The following is a 17,132-nucleotide window of genomic DNA, read 5'->3' as shown; positions in this document are numbered from 1 at the left end:
GTCAACGGCTGCGCATGGAAGATGCCCCACCTGTCATTTTCAGAAGACGACTGCACCAGACAACGCGGTTTGAAGGCTGTTGTGCAGTCGTCTATTGGGGTCGTCTCAGAAAACGGAAAATAAAGCACGCTAAGCGTGCGTGGAGGCTGGCACCCAGCGGTACAGCGTCGGAATGGACACGCCGAGGTTCTTGGCCACGTCCTTGGGCGGCACCCCGCTGGCCAGCAGCTTCTTGGCCGACTCGATCTTGCTGTCGGTCATCTTCGGCTTGCGGCCGCCTTTGCGGCCGAGCTGCTTGGCGACTTCCAGCCCGGCGCGGGTGCGCTCGACGGTCAGCTCGCGCTCCATTTCGGCAAGGCTCGCCATGACGTGGAAGAAGAACCGCCCGGATGGTGTGCCGGTGTCGATGGAGTCGGTGAGGCTCCTGAACTGGACACCGTGCTTGTGCAGATCGCCGACCAGATCGACCAGTTGCTTGACCGACCGGCCCAGCCGGTCGAGCTTCCAGACGACCAAAGTATCGCCTTCGCGCAGCATTTCGAGCGTCTTGGCCAAGCCAGGCCGGTCTGCCCGCGTGCCACTCACCTTGTCCTCGAAGACCTTTTTACATCCGGCCTTGCTCAAGGCTTCGCGTTGCAGCTCCAGGTTCTGATCCTGCGTCGAGACGCGCGCATAGCCAATCAACATGGCTTGTCTCGCGCCCGGTCGATGCGTTCCTGCATCGCCTGCATCACTTCTTCGTGGGTGTACGATCTGGCGTTGGCGTCGGTGGCTTGCCGCAGGGCTTCCTCAACCTCGCGCGTCATCCGCTCGTAATCCTCCGGCCACAGCGCTTGCTCCATGCGCAGCGACGCCTGACCCAGCAGGTGCAGCAGGCTGAACAGCCGCATGTCGTTGGTGGCGACGATGCGCTCCCGAATCTGCTCCTGAATAGCTTCGCTAGCCCGATGCGCTTGTGGTGTGGCAGTCCCCTCGTAGTCAGCGGGGAATTCCGCTTCCTCGGCAATCCTTGCCCAGGCGCTGGCCAGCGCCTCGATGGTTGACGTGCTCATTTCCGCCGCTCCTGTGCTCTTTGGCGAATCAACCGGCCAAGGGGCCTCGACGCGAAAACCAGCAGCATCACGCCTATCGGATACCAGGTCGAGAAGACCACCAAGGCATCGAAGGCTGGCCGTCCGGTGTTGGTAGGCAGTACGGCGGTCACAGCCATCAACCCGCCGACCGTCCAGATGATGCGCCACACGTAGGGCATCACGCGGGGCACGTAGCCGTCATCGAAAGCGGTCTGGTAGTAGCGGCGCAGGCCGCGCTCGGCAAGCGCCTGGCGCTGCCGCTCCGACAGCGCATCCGTCCGGCCATACCAGCGCCGGAATGGTGGACAGCGCAGCAGCAAAGGGGTGAAGAGGATCATCACCGCCACGATCGCGACACCCCACGCCATGACGGCGCCGGCATCGGGCCGCTTGGCGTTCTCGATCACGGGCGCGAAGACGCCCGGAGCACCGATCATCCAGAACAGCGCAATGTGCTGATGGAAGGAGAGCTTCATTTGCTCATCCACTTGCGCAGCAGGCGCTTTTTCAGGGAGGCGCGTTCTTGCGGGTTGCGTCCCTTGTGATTGGCGATGCGATCCGCCGTGGCGGCCTGGCGCTTGACGGGCCAGTAGGAGCGGCCATCCTTGCCCATCGACCAGACGCTGCTGGCCTGGTTTTCCAGCAGGGGCAGATGGGCGCTCAGGGCTTCGGGCGACGCGCTGGTCAGCGCCGTGCGCTCACGGGTGCGCCAGCGCTGATGCCAGAGCTTCTTGTCCTCGCGCTCGCTGCCGCAGGTCGTGTGCCCGACGATGGGTGTTTTGCGGCGGCTGCGGCTCATAACGTAGTGGTCTCCAAGAACATTCAGGACTGATCCCAGGCGTCGATGGTCAAGACCTGATCGGCAGGACAGGCGGCTACGCGGTCGGGAACTGGATGGTGTTCAGTCTCATGCCGACCCCATTCGATTGATCGCGTCGCTTGCGGCACGCTGCGACGCAAGGAGGTTTGCGACCTGGTTTAGCAGCCGTGTCCGCTGCATGTCTGTTACCTATCTCCCCGACCGCTCATTGGACCAACTCCAGAGATTGGGCTCTATCGCTCAGCCAATACGAAACCGGCATTGGCTGATGCCACAACCGAGACGAACACAAATGGCTCGGTACCTGTATTTCGCGCCCCGTGCACTTGGCCCGGTCTTGCCACGGCTATCTCACCTTCCCTGAGGGCACGAACAATCCCATTGCCCTGAAAGTAATCAGCCATTCCCGACAAAACAGTCCACGTGTCTTGGCCGTGAGGATGAATGTGAGCCGCAATTTCCTGCCCGGGATGGACATGCCAAACCACGATAATTGAGTCTCGGGTTTCAAGCACAACGGAACGAATAGGCTCGCCTTCGGACGGCTGAACATACTCGGCTACAGAAAATATTCTCGATTCAACAGTCATCGGAGATCCCTCTTTCACAGTGCCCCCAGACAGGCTGGATATGAGTTCTAACTCGAATTTGAACGGGAGGCTGGTCGTGCGGTCGTGCAGTTGCCGATGAGCGTGTCGGCTGCTGCCTCCTTGCCCACCAGCGAACTCACGTCCGTTGCGGCCATCCAGAAGGTCTTGCCCGAGCGCGGCTCATAGGTCGCGGGATCGAACACGCCAGAGGGGCCGAACATCGGCGGCTTGATTGGTCATGGCTCCATGCCTTTGTCGTTACGGTCTTCATCGTCGGCATCTTGACGCACGGCGGGCAATTGCTGGAGCAACGCCGGCAGCCATTCCTGTACCGTCTCCCACACCACATCGAGGTTGATGTCGAAATAGCCGTGAGCCATGCGATTACGCATATTGCGCATGCTGCGCCACGGCACGTCGGCATGCGCCTGGGTGAACTCGACGTAGCCATCCATCACCTTTGTGGCCGCCTCGCCGATGACGATCAGGCTCATGATGACGGCCTGCTGGGTGCGCTTGTCGGCCAAGAAGTCGTCCTTGGCCATCCCTTCCACGAAGCTGCGCGCATCGGTTGCGGCCTGCTGAATGTGGTCGAGGTAATCGGGCAGGCGGTTCTCGCTCATATCGGTTGCGCCTCCGCGAGCACCTTGGCCCGGAACTTCGGCGGCAGGTCGCCGGGAGTCAGCAGATCGACGTCAACGCCGAGCAGCGATTTCAGTTCTTCTTCCAAATCGCCCAAGTCCAACAACGTGGCACCGGGCAGCGCATCGACCAACAGGTCGAGGTCGCTGCCATCCCGGTCGGTGCCATGCAGCACCGAGCCGAAGACGCGCGGGTTCGCGGCGCGAAAGCGGCCTACCGCTTCACGCACTGCGCTTCGCTTCATGTCAAGCACAACAGACGGTCGCATGCGCATCCTTTCTTATCGAAACTCGTTGAGATGATATGCAATCAAGAATAGAATTTCAAGAACTATTTTCGAGAATCGCAATGCCTTGATTCCCGTGCCGCGCCTGTGAATTTCACCCGCTCGACGAGCGCAACACCGACGCCGCCTACGCCAAGAACCGGCGAATCGACCTCAAACTCACGAACCGCTGAGCGACGCGTCACCGCGCTGCTGCGCCAGCCAGTCGCGCGGGGCGCAGCCCATGCGCACGCGGAAGGCGCGCGCCAACGCGTTCGGGCTGCCGTAGCCGACGCGGTCGGCCACCACCGCCACCGGACGCCCCTGCTTGAGCAGGGTGCAACTGACGTTCATCCGCCAGTCGGCCAGATAGTCGCCCGGCGTGACGCCCACCGCGTCTTTGAACGCGGCGGCGAAGCGCGCGCGTGACATGCCCGCCTGCGCCGCCAGCGCCTCGAGCGACCACGCGGTCTGCGGCGCATCGTGCATGGCGGTTATGGCGCGCGCGAGTTTCGGGTCGGCCAGTCCCGCCAGCAGTCCGGTGGCGCCAAGCCGCCCATCCATCAGATAACGCAGCAACTGGATCAGTAGCAACTCGCACAAGCGGTCGATGGCGGCCTGCCGACCGCACTGGTCGCGCTCGGCTTCGGCAGACAGCAGCTCTAGCGTCGGCCCGAGGCCGGGCAAGTCCGCCAGCGGAATCAGCAGCATCGACGGCAAGGCCATGGCCAACGGATTGCCCGTCGAAGCGCCCAGATCGACCTCCGCACACAACAGCTCAGCGGTATCGCCGGGGGCGGCGACAAAACGATGCGACGCCACGCGCGGATAAAACAGCAGGCTCGGCTCGGTAACCAGCAGATCTTCATGCACGGGCGAACGCGCCGTAATCGGGCCGCGCCGCACCAGATGGATATAGCCATGCGGCGCCGCGTAATGATGCTGCCCACAGAAGGCGCCGCTGTGAAAAACGCGCGCCGAAAGCGAGTAGTGCCGGAGCAAGCCGGCCAGTCGATCCGCCATTCCACTCTCCATATAAGACGATAGGTTACGTATTTGATACTTTACGTGCCATATCGTACCAAACAAAGGGCGATCATGCCCACGTGCTCTTGCACCTCACCCACTACGGAGATAGACATGACCCAAATCGCCCCCCTGACCATCGACACCGCTGACGCCGCTACCGCTGCCACACTCAAGGCCGTCAAAGCCAAGCTCGGCGTGGTGCCGAACCTGCTCGCCACGCTGGCCCACGCGCCGGCAGCGCTCAACGGCTACCTCGGCCTGTCCGAAACGCTGGGCACCGGCCGCCTGAGTGCCACCCAGCGCGAGATCGTTGCGCTGGCTGCCGGTCAAGCCAATCGCTGCCAGTACTGCCTGAGCGCACACACCCTGATCGGCAAAGGTGCCGGACTGTCGGCAGAGGCCATCGCCGCGGCCCGCACCGGCCAGGCGGCCAACGCACTTGACGATGCAATTGCCGGCTTTGCCCGCGCGCTGGTCGAGCAACGCGGCGTGGTGTCGGCCGACGCCATGGCCAACTACCGCCGCGCGGGGCTCGACGACGGCCTGATACTGGAAGTGATCGCCAACATCGCGCTGAACACGCTCACCAACTACACCAACCACATCGCCGACACCACGGTGGATTTCCCCGTGGTCGCCGTCTGATCTCCATAGGCATATAAGGAGAACACAACGAAAATCGCACTCACCGGCGCTCTGCTCGCCAGCGCCCTCGTCCTGCCACTGGCCGTCACGGCCGGCGACTTTTCGCCCTATGTGGACAGCCAGGGCGGCATCAGCCGCCCCACAGACTTCCGCACAAACTTCGTCCACCTGGGCTCATATGCGGTGTTGGACGAAAAATCCGCCTCTCGCGGCCTGCACGATGTGTACACCGAAAAGGCCTCGGCCGAGCACTACCGCAAGACCGGCAAGTTCCCGGACGGCGCCACGCTGGTGAAAGAGATCCGCAAGCTCGAAACCAGCGCCATGACCACCGGCGACCCTGTGGTCTGGGGTTCCGATGCGGCCGTGTGGTTCGTGATGGTCAAGGACGCCAAAGGCCGTTTCGCCAGCAACCCCTTGTGGGGCGACGGCTGGGGCTGGGCGCTGTTCAAGGCCGACGCCCCCGCCAAGAATGTCGCCGTCAGCTACGCAGCCGACTGCATGGGCTGCCATGTGCCGGCGGCCAAGACCGACCGCGTATTCATCCAGGGCTATCCGACACTGACCCAGCACTGACTTGCTTGTCACTTTCAGAAGGCGACAGCACGAAATATCAAAAGTCGACCGCACGGTCTTTTCTGACGTTGGAGTCGCCTCAGAAAACGGAAAATAAAGCACGCTAAGGCGTAGTTCCCTCGGGCTACACCGCGTCCGCACTGCGCGGTTCTTTCTTCCCTTGCAGTGACGCAATCAGCGGGCAGGAAACGTTCCCCTTCCGCGCATGGCAGGCGCACACCAAATCAGACAGCACGGCCTCCATGCGCGCCAGGTCAGCCATCCTCTCGCGCACGTCCTTGAGCTTGTGCTCGGCCAGGCTGCTGGCTTCCTCGCAATGGGTGCCATCCTCCAGCCGCAGCAGCTCGGCGATCTCATCCAGGCTGAAGCCCAACCGCTGGGCTGATTTCACGAAGCGCACCCGCGTTACATCCGTCTCGCCATAGCGGCGAATGCTGCCGTAAGGCTTGTCCGGTTCCGGGAGCAAGCCCTTGCGCTGATAGAACCGGATGGTCTCCACATTGACCCCGGCCGTCCTGGCGAAAACGCCAATGGTCAGGTTCTCCAAATTGTTTTCCATATCGCTTGACTCCGTACATAACTACGGAAGTAAGCTTAAGCTATCCAATTCAGATTCGAAAGGACAAACGTATGTCTGAACCTCAAAACGGGCGCGGCGCGCTCTTCACTGGCGGGCTGGCCGCCATCCTCGCCTCGGCTTGCTGCCTCGGGCCGCTGGTTCTGATCGCCTTGGGGTTCAGCGGCGCTTGGATCGGCAACTTGACGGTGTTGGAACCCTATCGCCCCATCTTTATCGGCGTGGCGCTGGTGGCGTTGTTCTTCGCCTGGCGGCGCATCTACCGGCCGTCAGCCGCCTGCAAACCGGGTGAGGTTTGCGCGATTCCCCAAGTGCGAGCTACTTACAAGCTCATTTTCTGGGGCGTGGCCGTGCTGGTTTTGGTCGCGCTCGGATTTCCCTACGTCGTGCCATTTTTCTATTGATCACAGGAGTTCACCATGAAAAAGCTGCTTTCCGCCCTTGCCCTCGCTGCCGTTGTTGCCCCCGTGTGGGCCGCCACCCAGACCGTTACGCTGTCCGTACCGGGCATGACCTGCTCGGCCTGTCCGATCACTGTCAAGAAGGCGATTTCCAAGGTCGATGGCGTCAGTAAAGTTGACGTGACCTTCGAGACGCGCGAAGCGGTGGTCACCTTCGATGATGCCAAGACCAGCGTGCAGAAACTGACCAAGGCTACCGAGGATGCGGGCTACCCATCATCAGTCAAGAACTGATCATGAAAGACCCGAAGACACTGCTGCGGGTCAGCATCATTGGCACAACCCTCGTGGCGCTGTGTTGCTTCACCCCTGTTCTGGTCATTTTGCTCGGTGTGGTCGGCTTGTCCGCGCTGACCGGCTATCTGGACTATGTGCTGCTGCCTGCGCTGGCGATTTTCATCGGCTTGACCATCTACGCCATCCAACGAAAACGCCAAGCCGATGCCTGCTGCACCCCGAAATTCAATGGAGTAAAAAAATGACCGAAATCACCGTGAATGGCATGACCTGCACATCCTGCGCCACCCATGTCAAAGATGCTTTGGAAAAGATTCCCGGCGTGAATGCCGCTGTGGTGTCCTATCCAGAAAGCCGCGCGCAAGTCATGGCAGACACCGCCGTGAGCCACAACCAACTGCTGGCCGCCATCGCCGCATTGGGTTATCAAGGCTCGATCCGGGTTGGTGATTTCAAAGATGAACCAAAAATCCGTGATGCACTTGAGGGCGCCGGTTTGCATATCGCCATCATTGGCAGCGGCGGGGCCGCGATGGCGGCGGCGCTGAAGGCCGTCGAGCAAGGCGCGACGGTCACGCTGATCGAACGCGGCACCATCGGCGGCACCTGCGTCAATATCGGCTGTGTGCCGTCCAAGATCATGATCCGCGCTGCCCATATTGCCCATCTGCGCCGGGAAAGTCCGTTCGACGGCGGTATTGCGGCAACTGTGCCTGCGATTGACCGCAGCAAACTGCTGGCCCAGCAGCAGGCCCGTGTCGATGAACTGCGGCACGCCAAATACGAAGGCATCCTGGACGGCAATCCAGCCATCACCGTTTTGCACGGTGAAGCGCGTTTCAAGGACGACCAGAGCCTGGTCGTCCGTTTGAACGAGGGTGGCGAGCGCGAGGTAACGTTCGACCGCTGCCTGGTCGCCACCGGTGCCAGTCCGGCCGTGCCGCCGATTCCGGGCCTGAAAGAGTCACCCTACTGGACTTCCACCGAAGCGCTTGTCAGCGACACCATTCCCGCACGCCTGGCCGTGATCGGTTCGTCGGTGGTGGCGTTGGAACTGGCGCAAGCCTTTGCCCGGCTCGGCAGCCAGGTCACGATCCTGGCACGCAGCACCTTGTTCTTCCGGGAAGACCCGGCCATCGGCGAGGCCGTGACAGCCGCTTTCCGCGCCGAGGGCATCGAGGTGCTGGAGCACACGCAAGCCAGCCAGGTCGCCCATGTGAACGGCGAATTCGTGCTGACCACCGGACACGGTGAATTGCGCGCTGACAAGTTGCTGGTTGCCACCGGTCGGGCACCGAATACGCGCAGCCTCGCGCTGGACGCGGCGGGGGTCACTGTCAATGCGCAAGGGGCCATCGTTATCGACCAAGGCATGCGCACGAGCAACCCGAACATCTACGCGGCCGGCGACTGCACCGACCAGCCGCAGTTCGTCTACGTGGCAGCGGCCGCCGGCACCCGTGCCGCGATCAACATGACCGGCGGCGACGCAGCCCTCAATCTGACCGCGATGCCGGCAGTGGTGTTCACCGACCCGCAAGTCGCCACCGTGGGCTACAGCGAGGCGGAAGCGCACCACGATGGCATCGAGACCGACAGTCGCACGCTGACACTCGACAACGTTCCGCGAGCGCTTGCCAACTTCGACACACGCGGCTTCATCAAGCTGGTCATCGAGGAAGGTAGCGGACGGCTCATCGGCGTGCAGGCGGTGGCCCCGGAAGCGGGCGAACTGATCCAGACGGCGGTGCTCGCCATCCGCAACCGCATGACGGTGCAGGAACTGGCCGACCAGTTGTTCCCCTACCTGACAATGGTCGAGGGGTTGAAGCTTGCGGCGCAGACCTTCAACAAGGACGTGAAGCAGCTTTCCTGCTGCGCTGGATAAAAAAAGGAGGTTTTCAATGAGCGCCTACACCGTGTCCCGGCTGGCCCTTGATGCCGGGGTGAGCGTGCATATCGTGCGCGACTACCTGCTGCGCGGATTGCTGCGTCCGGTGGCGTGCACCCCGGGCGGCTATGGCCTGTTCGATGATGCCGCCTTGCAACGGCTGTGCTTCGTGCGGGCGGCCTTCGAGGCGGGCATCGGCCTGGACGCGCTGGCGCGGCTGTGCCGGGCGCTGGATGCTGCGGACGGCGATGAAGCGGCCGCGCAGCTTGCCGTTCTGCGCCAGTTCGTCGAGCGTCGGCGCGAAGCGTTGGCCGATCTGGAGGTGCAGTTGGCCACCATGCCGACCGAGCCGGCACAGCACGCGGAGAGTCTGCCATGAACAGCCCCGAGCGCTTGCCGTCCGAGACGCACAAACCGATCACCGGCTACCTGTGGGGCGCGCTGGCCGTGCTCACCTGTCCCTGCCATTTGCCGATTCTCGCCATTGTGCTGGCCGGCACGACGGCCGGCGCGTTCATCGGAGAGTACTGGGGTATCGCAGCCCTCACGCTGACCGGTTTGTTCGTCCTGTCTGTGACACGACTGCTGCGGGCCTTCAAAGATCGATCATGAGCGCTTCCCATTGAGACAAACCACGCTGTCGCTACGTTGCCTCATGCCGGCATCAAATTCGGCTGAGTAGCTTCTCGCCATCTGGACGTAGCTCACCCTTGGGTGAAACATGCCGATACAGGGTCTGCCGCGTGACGCCAAGTTCCTGGCACAGGTCGCCGACCTTGGTCTCTGGCTGACCCATTGCCGCCATCGCCAGCCGCAGCTTGGCGGCGGTCATCTTGAACGGCCGGCCGCCTTTCCGCCCGCGCGCGCGGGCCGAGGCTAGGCCGGCAATCGTGCGCTCCGCGATCAACTCGCGCTCGAACTCGGCCAGGGCGGCGAAGATGCCAAAGACCAGCTTGCCGGCGGCGGTCGTGGTGTCGATGGCCGCGCCGTGCCCGGTTAATACCTTCAAGCCGATGCCGCGCCCAGTCAGGTCGTGCACGGTGTTGATGAGATGTCGCAGGTCGCGTCCGAGCCGATCCAGTTTCCACACGACCAGTGTGTCGCCAGTTCGCAACGCCTTCAGGCAGCTCGTCAAGCCGGGCCGATCCTCGCGCATGCCGGATGCCTGGTCCTCGTAAAGATGTACTGGATCGACCCCGGCGGCAATCAGCGCGTCGCGCTGCAAATCGGTAGCCTGGGAGCCGTCCGCCTTCGATACCCGCATGTAGCCTATCAGCATGTCGTACCTGTCACATATACGTTCGATTATGTGACAGTGTGCGCCGGAAAGTTAAGGTCGTCAAAATTTGTCACTTAACCCGTCATTCTGTCTAAGACATGCAAAGGATCCGTCAGGCTCATAATGTGACAGAAATTCCGTGGCGATGCCTTCCTTCGCGAAGGTGGCGCGCAACTGTTCCAGGGAAGCGGGGTCGCGCCGACCATAGGAAGCCAACGCGAACAGCGAGCGTGCCGTCTCGGGGTTGTGCCGCGCTTCAATGATGGCCTCGTCGATGGCCTGGACTGCACGCTGCCAGTGATTGATGGGTTCGGGCTTCGGCGCTTTCGTCGGCAGGCCACTGGTGAACCCTGTTTGGGGCTCGGACCAGAACAGCTTTGCCTGCTCGCCTGGCGGGCTTATGTACCTCACCTCAATCAAGCTGATTGCCGTTGCCGCCGCCTCCAGCATCTGCAACCGTACTGCCGGATTCAGGGTTTCATACGGTCGCCACAGACTTTGCCCAGCACGCAGCGGATGCCCGCAGCCTTCCCAGACTTGGCGGAGATACCCCGCGTAGGTTCCGCACGCCGAAAGCGGTGTGTTCAGCTCATCGAGCAGCGTGCGTAGCAGCCGAAACCACAATCCGGCATGGATGCGTCGGCGCGGCAGCTCCAGGTGACCGGTCGTCAGTGCCTGCCAGGTACGCTGGTCCATCGCCGCAATCGCGTCGCTGGCGGTGCGCGGTTCGGCGTCGGCGTTCTCCCAGCCTAGAAACCGCCCTGGCACGCCCCAATAGGATTCCAGCCGGCAGCCATGCAGCGGGCAGCTCAGCATCAGGGGCAGCTTCCACGCGAGCAGTACGGCTTGGTTCTCCGGATCGTTCAGGCATAGCGGACAGGCGCGGTGTATCGGCTGGCTGGGCAGCCAGGCACGCCAGCTCGTGATGGATCGCGTCTTACGGCGGTGTGTCGGCAGCAACACCGAGAGCTGGAACGCATAGGTCTCCAATGCATCTGGAATCTGATCATCAAGGCTGTCCAGTAGCCAAGGCACCCAGCCGGCAAAGCTCATGCAACGCAGCCGGTTCAGTTCGATGCCGCTCCGCTGGGAAAGCATCGCCAGCAGCGCCAGTGGTGGCGCGGTGTCCAGGTCATCAACCTGACCGTGACCAAGATCGTGCTCCAGCAGCTCGGACACCTCTATGTGATAGCAAAGGGCCACGCGGTTGAGCCACGAAGACAAGGCTTCACCTTCCCTGGGAGCCGGATGCAGTGGCCAGCGTGGCGCTGGCTTCACATCAGTTCCCGCTCGAATTGCCGACGCCGCTCGCTGGGGCCGGTGTAATCGGCCATGCTCAGCGTGCGATGGTTGATCGCTTCCTCGCCGCTCTCCACGGCGGCGAGGGCTGCCGCCATCAGCAAGTGCGTCAGTTCGCCGATGGTGCCTTCGCTGCGTGTGAGCAGGTAGCGGGCCATGTCCAGCGTGGCAATCGACGAGGGGCGCCGCAGTGGAAGCGAAGCGGCGAAGCTGGCCAGCAGTGAGCAGCAATCGTCGTTGGCCTCCCATACCGGCAGCATCATCGGCTCGAAGCGATTTTCCAACTGGTCATCGGAGCGGATGACCAGGTAGGCGTCGCGCGTGCCGACCCCGACCAGTGGGATGCGCAGTTCATTGCCGAGGAAGCGCAGGAGATTGAGAAATTCCCGGCGGTTGACGCTGTTACCGGCCAGGACGTTGTGCAACTCGTCGATCACCAGCATGCGCACGCCGACCTTGCGCAGCAGTGCCAGCGCCAGTTGTTCCATTTCTGGCAGCCGTGGGCGCGGTCGCAATGGCGCACCCATCGCCGCGAGCAGCGCGACGTAGAAGCGGATTACCGACGGTTCGGATGGCATCTGCACGACCAGTACCGGAATGTGCTCCTGGTCGGCGTCGGCGCTGGCCGGATGCGTGCGCCGGAACTTCTCGACGATCATCGACTTGCCGTTGTTGGTCGGGCCGACCAGCAGCAGGTTGGGCATGCGTTGCTTGTTTGGCCACGCATACAGGGTTTCCAGCCGGTTCAGCGCCTCGACCGCGCGCGGATAGCCGATCCAGCGGTCGGCGCGAAGGCGCTGGATGCGCTCGTCCGCCGGCAGCCGAGCCAGCCCCTGTGCCGCTGGCAGCAGGTGTGACAAGTCGATGATGGGATATTCGTCCACGGCTACCACTCCTCAATCTGGTCGAACGGTTTGGCCGGCGGCTGGTTGTCGGCCTGTGGGTCAGCCATGTCCGCATCTGGTGGTGGCGTGGTTTTGACAGGCGGTGCCGTTGCCTTGAGATGCTGGCGTCGATCCGCGTCGCGCCGCGCCTTGCGCGTAGCTTTCTGCGCGGTGGACACGATTTCGCGCATCTGGCCGATCATGCGAAACAGCGCCGACTCATCCACCTGTTCGCGCCCTTGCTGCCGCAATTTCGCCAGCGCCTGTCGTTGTTCCCAGAGGGTGACAGCCGGGTGCGACAAGGTGCGGTATGGAATTTCCAGATAGTGCTGCCCCTCCGGCTCCAGCACCCAAATGCGGCTGATGTCGCGCGGGTCGCGCCGGATCAGGAACGCAGGCAAGCGGTCGCGCCGAGCTATCCACGGCTTGAGCGCATCGGCGTAGTAATGGATGTGGTCGATGACGAAGCCGGTGCGGGTCAGCGTGCGGCGGATGATGGGCAGAAAATCGACCAGAAAAGCCGTGGTGCGAGTGATGACGGTTGGCACGCCGGTCCGCGCGATAGCTTCGGCCCAGCGCGCTGCCGGCGGCTGGAGCAGGCCGTTGTGCACGGAGCCGTGGTAGGTGCCGACCGCCAATGTGAGCCAGCGCTCCAGCTCACGCAGCGTCAGGGCGGCCTTGTTTTCGGAATCGTAGTCGCCGCGCTGGTCAGGGTTGGAGAAGGTCGTCCCTGGCAATTCGTCGTGGATCATCTGCATCGCCGTGCCGATGATCCGTTCCACGATGCCGCCGTAGTGCGGCTGCCCGAGCGGGCGATAGTCAAGCCGGATGCCATGCTGCTCGCAGCCTCGGCGTAGCGCTTCGCTCTTGAACTCGGCCGCGTTGTCCAAGTAGAGCAGTCTGGGCTTGCCGCTCATCGGCCAATCCATCTCTACGTTCAACCCTTCCAACCAAGGGCGCTTGTCGCAGGCGGCATGCACCAAGCACAAGCCGACCGAGACGGCGGACGGGGCTTCCAGCGTAACGACCATGCCAACCACGCAGCGGGTGAATACGTCGATGGCGAGGGTCAGGTATGGACGGCCAATCGGTTGCCGGTCGCGCTCGTCCACCACGATCAGGTCGATGACTGTGTGGTCGATCTGCACCTGCTCCAGCGGCGCGGAGACGGGTGGCGGAACACCACCAACACCTTGCAGGTCGCGGGCGGCATCTTGTCCTTCCCGGCGGTGAGTGACCTCGCGCGGATCGAGGCCGGCGATCCGCAGAGCCACCGTGTTGCGCGCCGGCACCCGCAGCTTTTGCAGCTTGCACGCCCGCACAACTTCGCGGTGGAACGCCGCCAAGCTACGCTTCTGCTTGGTCAGGAAGCGCTTTTGCAGTAACTCGCGGATGATTCGTTCGACCGACTCCGGCAAGCGGCCTTTACCTTTGCCACCGCTCGACTGCCCAAGAGCCAAGTCAGTGACCAGCCCCGATCCTAGCCGGGCACGGCGGATCAGGACGTAGACCTGCCGCCGGGACAGCCCCAATGCCTGGGCTGCCGCGTCGGCCGCTTCATGCCCAACCGTCTCCGACTGCGCCAACGGCCCAATGATCTCCGCGCGACGACGCGCACGCTCCCATGCCTGTTCTGGCAGGGTGGCCACGCCGTGCTCGGTAATCGGTGCGGTATCGGTCGCCATGCTCATCTCGCTTTGGTGCACACGAGTATTGAGCATAGACGAGTTTCGTGCAGAGGAGTCCTGATATCTGGCTGTCAGGAGCCGTATGCACAAGAGGCTTCAAACCGCGCTGAATGGTGCAGTCGTCTTCTGAAAATGACAGCCGCGCCGGTTGCCTTGGCGGGCTTGTCACAAACCTACGTTTTCAAGAAGAAGGAAACCGCATGCCCCGCCGTTCGATCCTCTCCGCCGCCGAGCGCGAAAGCCTGCTGGCGTTGCCGGACACCAAGGATGAGTTGATCCGTCACTACACGTTCAGCGAAAGCGACCTCTCCATCATCCGGCAGCGGCGCGGCCCGGCCAATCGGCTGGGCTTCGCGGTGCAGCTTTGCTACCTACGCTTTCCGGGCGTCATACTGGGCGTTGATGAACCGCCGTTCCCGCCCTTGCTGAAACTGGTCGCCGACCAGCTCAAGGTCAGCATCGAAAGCTGGGGCAAGTACGGACAGCGGGAGCAGACCCGGCGTGAGCACCTGATCGAGCTGCAAACCGTCTTCGGTTTCCGGCCCTTCACCATGAGCCACTACCGGCAGGCCGTCCACACGCTGACCGAGCTGGCCATGCAAACCGACAAGGGCATTGTGCTGGCAAGCGCCTTCATCGAGCACCTGCGGCGGCAGTCGGTCATTCTGCCTGCTCTCAACGCCGTCGAGCGGGCGAGCGCCGAGGCGATCACCCGCGCCAACCGGCGCATCTACGACGCCTTGGCCGAACCGCTATCGGACATGCATCGCCGTCGCCTCGACGATCTGCTCAAGCGCCGCGACAACGGCAAGACGACCTGGCTGGCCTGGCTGCGGCAATCCCCGGTCAAACCGAACTCGCGGCACATGCTGGAACACATCGAACGCCTCAAGGCGTGGCAGGCGCTCGACCTGCCCTCCGGCATCGAGCGGTCGGTGCACCAGAACCGGCTGCTCAAGATCGCCCGCGAGGGTGGCCAGATGACGCCAGCCGACCTGGCCAAGTTCGAGCCGCAGCGCCGCTACGCGACTCTGGTTGCGCTCACCATCGAAGGCATGGCGACCGTCACTGACGAAATCATCGACCTGCACGACCGCATTCTGGGCAAACTGTTCAACGCCGCCAAGAACAAACATCAGCAGCAGTTCCAGGCATCCGGCAAGGCGATCAATGCCAAGGTGCGGCTATTCGGACGCATCGGCCAGGCGCTGATCGAGGCCAAGCAAGCCGGCCGCGATCCGTTCGCCGCCATCGAAGCCGTCATGTCCTGGGATGCCTTCGCCGAGAGCGTCACCGAGGCGCAGAAACTCGCGCAGCCCGAGGACTTCGATTTCCTGCACCGCATCGGCGAGAGCTATGCCACGCTGCGCCGCTACGCGCCGGAATTCCTCGCCGTGCTCAAGCTGCGGGCCGCGCCCGCCGCCAAGGACGTGCTCGACGCTATCGAAGTGCTGCGCAACATGAACAGCGACAACGCCCGCAAGGTGCCCGCCGATGCGCCAACCGATTTCATCAAGCCGCGCTGGCAAAAGCTGGTGATGACCGACGCCGGAATCGACCGGCGTTACTACGAACTGTGCGCGCTGTCGGAGATGAAGAACGCACTGCGCTCCGGCGACATCTGGGTGCAAGGCTCCCGCCAGTTCAAGGATTTCGAGGACTACCTGGTGCCGCCAGCGAAATTTGCCAGCCTCAAGCAGGCCAGCGAATTGCCGCTGGCTGTGGCCACCGATTGCGACCAGTACCTGCATGAACGGCTGACGCTGCTGGAAACGCAGCTCACCACCGTAAACCGCATGGCGCTGGCCAACGAGTTGCCGGATGCCATCATCACCGAATCGGGACTGAAGATCACGCCACTCGACGCGGCGGTGCCCGACACCGCGCAGGCCCTGATCGACCAGACCGCAATGGCCCTGCCGCACGTCAAGATCACCGAATTGCTGCTGGAGGTGGACGAATGGACGGGCTTCACCCGGCACTTCGCGCATCTGAAATCGGGCGACCTGGCCAAGGACAAGAACCTGCTGCTGACCACGATCCTCGCCGACGCGATCAACCTGGGCCTGACCAAGATGGCAGAGTCCTGCCCCGGCACAACCTACGCCAAGCTGGCCTGGCTGCAAGCCTGGCACATCCGCGACGAAACCTACGGGGCGGCGCTGGCCGAGCTGGTCAACGCGCAGTTCCGGCATCCCTTCGCCGAGCACTGGGGCGACGGCACCACGTCGTCATCGGACGGCCAGAACTTCCGCACCGGCAGCAAGGCCGAGAGTACCGGCCACATCAACCCAAAATACGGCAGCAGCCCAGGGCGGACGTTCTACACCCACATCTCCGACCAGTACGCGCCGTTCCACACCAAGGTGGTGAATGTCGGCGTGCGCGACTCGACCTACGTGCTCGACGGCCTGCTGTACCACGAATCCGACCTGCGCATCGAGGAGCACTACACCGACACGGCGGGCTTCACCGATCACGTCTTCGCGCTGATGCACCTGCTGGGCTTCCGCTTCGCGCCGCGCATCCGTGACCTGGGCGACACCAAGCTCTACATTCCAAAGGGCGATGCCGCCTACGAGACATTGAAACCGATGATCGGCGGCACGCTCAACATCAAGCACGTCCGCGCCCATTGGGATGAAATCCTGCGGCTGGCCACGTCGATCAAACAAGGCACGGTGACGGCCTCGCTGATGCTGCGCAAGCTCGGCAGCTATCCGCGCCAGAATGGTCTGGCCGTCGCCCTGCGCGAGTTGGGCCGCATCGAGCGCACGCTGTTCATCCTAGACTGGTTGCAAAGCGTCGAGCTGCGCCGCCGTGTGCATGCCGGACTGAACAAGGGCGAGGCCCGCAACGCGCTGGCCCGTGCCGTGTTCTTCAACCGCCTGGGCGAAATCCGCGACCGCAGTTTCGAGCAGCAACGCTACCGGGCCAGCGGCCTCAACCTGGTGACGGCAGCCATCGTGCTGTGGAACACGGTTTATCTGGAACGGGCCGCGAACGCCTTGCGTGGCCACGGTCAAGCCGTCGATGACGGCCTGTTGCAGTACCTGTCGCCGCTCGGCTGGGAGCACATCAACCTGACCGGCGATTACCTCTGGCGCAGCAGCGCCAAGATCGGCGCGGGCAAGTTCAGGCCGCTACGGCCGCTGCAACCGGCTTAGCGTGCTTTA

The 17,132-nt window shown here is 63.0% G+C and carries 23 protein-coding genes; 9 read left to right on the top strand and 14 right to left on the bottom strand.

The window, feature by feature from the left end; genetic code table 11:
* Positions 1–129: 129 nt before the first annotated feature.
* The 9 genes from ACUXH0_RS20215 to ACUXH0_RS20175 all read right to left on the bottom strand — a co-directional run bounded on the left by ACUXH0_RS20215 (position 130) and on the right by ACUXH0_RS20175 (position 4,413).
* Complete coding sequence (locus tag ACUXH0_RS20215) at positions 130–687, bottom strand: recombinase family protein (protein ID WP_003100847.1); 558 nt, start codon at positions 685–687, stop codon at positions 130–132.
* Positions 681–1,052, bottom strand: coding sequence for a hypothetical protein (locus ACUXH0_RS20210; protein WP_003100853.1), 372 nt, complete (start codon positions 1,050–1,052; stop codon positions 681–683). The genes ACUXH0_RS20215 and ACUXH0_RS20210 overlap by 7 nt, the downstream gene beginning before the upstream one ends.
* Positions 1,049–1,549: a hypothetical protein gene (locus tag ACUXH0_RS20205; RefSeq protein WP_003100856.1), complete on the bottom strand. Its 501-nt coding sequence runs from the start codon at positions 1,547–1,549 to the stop codon at positions 1,049–1,051. The genes ACUXH0_RS20210 and ACUXH0_RS20205 overlap by 4 nt, the downstream gene beginning before the upstream one ends.
* The gene (locus ACUXH0_RS20200; RefSeq protein WP_003100858.1) at positions 1,546–1,872 is read right to left on the bottom strand and encodes a hypothetical protein; all 327 of its coding nucleotides are present in this window, start codon (positions 1,870–1,872) and stop codon (positions 1,546–1,548) included. Before ACUXH0_RS20200 ends, ACUXH0_RS20205 begins: the two co-directional genes overlap by 4 nt.
* A gap of 254 nt (positions 1,873–2,126) precedes the next feature.
* Complete coding sequence (locus ACUXH0_RS20195) at positions 2,127–2,483, bottom strand: cupin domain-containing protein (RefSeq protein ID WP_003465043.1); 357 nt, start codon at positions 2,481–2,483, stop codon at positions 2,127–2,129.
* Positions 2,484–2,530: 47 nt separating this feature from the next.
* Positions 2,531–2,704 carry a hypothetical protein gene (locus ACUXH0_RS20190; RefSeq protein WP_003154411.1) on the bottom strand — a complete coding sequence of 58 codons (174 nt, stop codon included), beginning with the start codon at positions 2,702–2,704 and terminating at the stop codon, positions 2,531–2,533.
* Positions 2,705–2,719: 15 nt separating this feature from the next.
* Positions 2,720–3,106 carry a HepT-like ribonuclease domain-containing protein gene (locus ACUXH0_RS20185; protein WP_003100872.1) on the bottom strand — a complete coding sequence of 129 codons (387 nt, stop codon included), beginning with the start codon at positions 3,104–3,106 and terminating at the stop codon, positions 2,720–2,722.
* Positions 3,103–3,393: a nucleotidyltransferase family protein gene (locus ACUXH0_RS20180; protein ID WP_001247892.1), complete on the bottom strand. Its 291-nt coding sequence runs from the start codon at positions 3,391–3,393 to the stop codon at positions 3,103–3,105. The genes ACUXH0_RS20185 and ACUXH0_RS20180 overlap by 4 nt, the downstream gene beginning before the upstream one ends.
* A gap of 177 nt (positions 3,394–3,570) precedes the next feature.
* A complete protein-coding gene (locus ACUXH0_RS20175; RefSeq protein WP_013521185.1) occupies positions 3,571–4,413 on the bottom strand; it encodes a helix-turn-helix transcriptional regulator in 843 nt (280 codons plus the stop codon).
* 117 nt (positions 4,414–4,530) lie between these two features.
* On the opposite strand from ACUXH0_RS20175, the gene ACUXH0_RS20170 reads away from it, so the two are divergent.
* Positions 4,531–5,064 (top strand): carboxymuconolactone decarboxylase family protein, encoded by a 534-nt coding sequence (locus ACUXH0_RS20170; RefSeq protein WP_013521184.1) that lies wholly within the window; start codon positions 4,531–4,533, stop codon positions 5,062–5,064.
* Positions 5,065–5,175: 111 nt separating this feature from the next.
* Complete coding sequence (locus tag ACUXH0_RS20165) at positions 5,176–5,640, top strand: cytochrome P460 family protein (RefSeq protein ID WP_208458422.1); 465 nt, start codon at positions 5,176–5,178, stop codon at positions 5,638–5,640.
* A gap of 124 nt (positions 5,641–5,764) precedes the next feature.
* On the opposite strand, the gene merR is transcribed toward ACUXH0_RS20165, so the two are convergent.
* Positions 5,765–6,199, bottom strand: a complete 435-nt coding sequence (gene merR, locus ACUXH0_RS20160; protein WP_000429838.1) for an Hg(II)-responsive transcriptional regulator — start codon at positions 6,197–6,199, stop codon at positions 5,765–5,767.
* A 71-nt stretch (positions 6,200–6,270) separates the two neighbouring features.
* On the opposite strand from merR, the gene merT reads away from it, so the two are divergent.
* The 6 genes from merT to merE are packed head-to-tail and all read left to right on the top strand — an operon-like array spanning position 6,271 to position 9,418.
* Positions 6,271–6,621 (top strand): mercuric ion transporter MerT, encoded by a 351-nt coding sequence (gene merT, locus ACUXH0_RS20155; protein ID WP_001294667.1) that lies wholly within the window; start codon positions 6,271–6,273, stop codon positions 6,619–6,621.
* A gap of 15 nt (positions 6,622–6,636) precedes the next feature.
* Entirely contained in the window at positions 6,637–6,912 is a 276-nt protein-coding gene (merP, locus tag ACUXH0_RS20150) for a mercury resistance system periplasmic binding protein MerP (RefSeq protein WP_000735441.1), read from the top strand.
* Between the two features lie 2 nt (positions 6,913–6,914).
* Positions 6,915–7,160, top strand: a complete 246-nt coding sequence (merF, locus tag ACUXH0_RS20145; RefSeq protein WP_000654684.1) for a mercury resistance system transport protein MerF — start codon at positions 6,915–6,917, stop codon at positions 7,158–7,160.
* Positions 7,157–8,803 (top strand): mercury(II) reductase, encoded by a 1,647-nt coding sequence (gene merA / locus ACUXH0_RS20140; protein ID WP_000136268.1) that lies wholly within the window; start codon positions 7,157–7,159, stop codon positions 8,801–8,803. The genes merF and merA overlap by 4 nt, the downstream gene beginning before the upstream one ends.
* 16 nt (positions 8,804–8,819) lie before the next feature.
* Positions 8,820–9,185, top strand: a complete 366-nt coding sequence (gene merD / locus ACUXH0_RS20135) for a mercury resistance co-regulator MerD (protein WP_003465059.1) — start codon at positions 8,820–8,822, stop codon at positions 9,183–9,185.
* Entirely contained in the window at positions 9,182–9,418 is a 237-nt protein-coding gene (gene merE / locus ACUXH0_RS20130) for a broad-spectrum mercury transporter MerE (protein ID WP_001087809.1), read from the top strand. Before merD ends, merE begins: the two co-directional genes overlap by 4 nt.
* Before the next feature lie 52 nt (positions 9,419–9,470).
* Here merE and ACUXH0_RS20125 read toward each other — a convergent pair whose 3' ends face one another.
* The 4 genes from ACUXH0_RS20125 to ACUXH0_RS20110 are packed head-to-tail and all read right to left on the bottom strand — an operon-like array spanning position 9,471 to position 13,989.
* Positions 9,471–10,085 (bottom strand): recombinase family protein, encoded by a 615-nt coding sequence (locus ACUXH0_RS20125; RefSeq protein ID WP_000904941.1) that lies wholly within the window; start codon positions 10,083–10,085, stop codon positions 9,471–9,473.
* A 60-nt stretch (positions 10,086–10,145) separates the two neighbouring features.
* Positions 10,146–11,363, bottom strand: coding sequence for a TniQ family protein (locus ACUXH0_RS20120; RefSeq protein WP_011137967.1), 1,218 nt, complete (start codon positions 11,361–11,363; stop codon positions 10,146–10,148).
* Positions 11,360–12,268 (bottom strand): TniB family NTP-binding protein, encoded by a 909-nt coding sequence (locus ACUXH0_RS20115; RefSeq protein ID WP_011137966.1) that lies wholly within the window; start codon positions 12,266–12,268, stop codon positions 11,360–11,362. Before ACUXH0_RS20115 ends, ACUXH0_RS20120 begins: the two co-directional genes overlap by 4 nt.
* Positions 12,269–12,270: 2 nt before the next feature.
* Positions 12,271–13,989 carry a Mu transposase C-terminal domain-containing protein gene (locus tag ACUXH0_RS20110; protein WP_069105849.1) on the bottom strand — a complete coding sequence of 573 codons (1,719 nt, stop codon included), beginning with the start codon at positions 13,987–13,989 and terminating at the stop codon, positions 12,271–12,273.
* A 167-nt stretch (positions 13,990–14,156) separates the two neighbouring features.
* Between ACUXH0_RS20110 and ACUXH0_RS20105 the strand changes: the two genes are divergently transcribed.
* The gene (locus ACUXH0_RS20105; RefSeq protein WP_013521180.1) at positions 14,157–17,123 is read left to right on the top strand and encodes a Tn3 family transposase; all 2,967 of its coding nucleotides are present in this window, start codon (positions 14,157–14,159) and stop codon (positions 17,121–17,123) included.
* The last annotated feature ends 9 nt before the right edge of the window (positions 17,124–17,132 follow it).

Source organism: Ralstonia sp. 110700041-2, from assembly GCF_056280165.1.
This window is presented reverse-complemented; position numbering and strand designations above follow the sequence as displayed.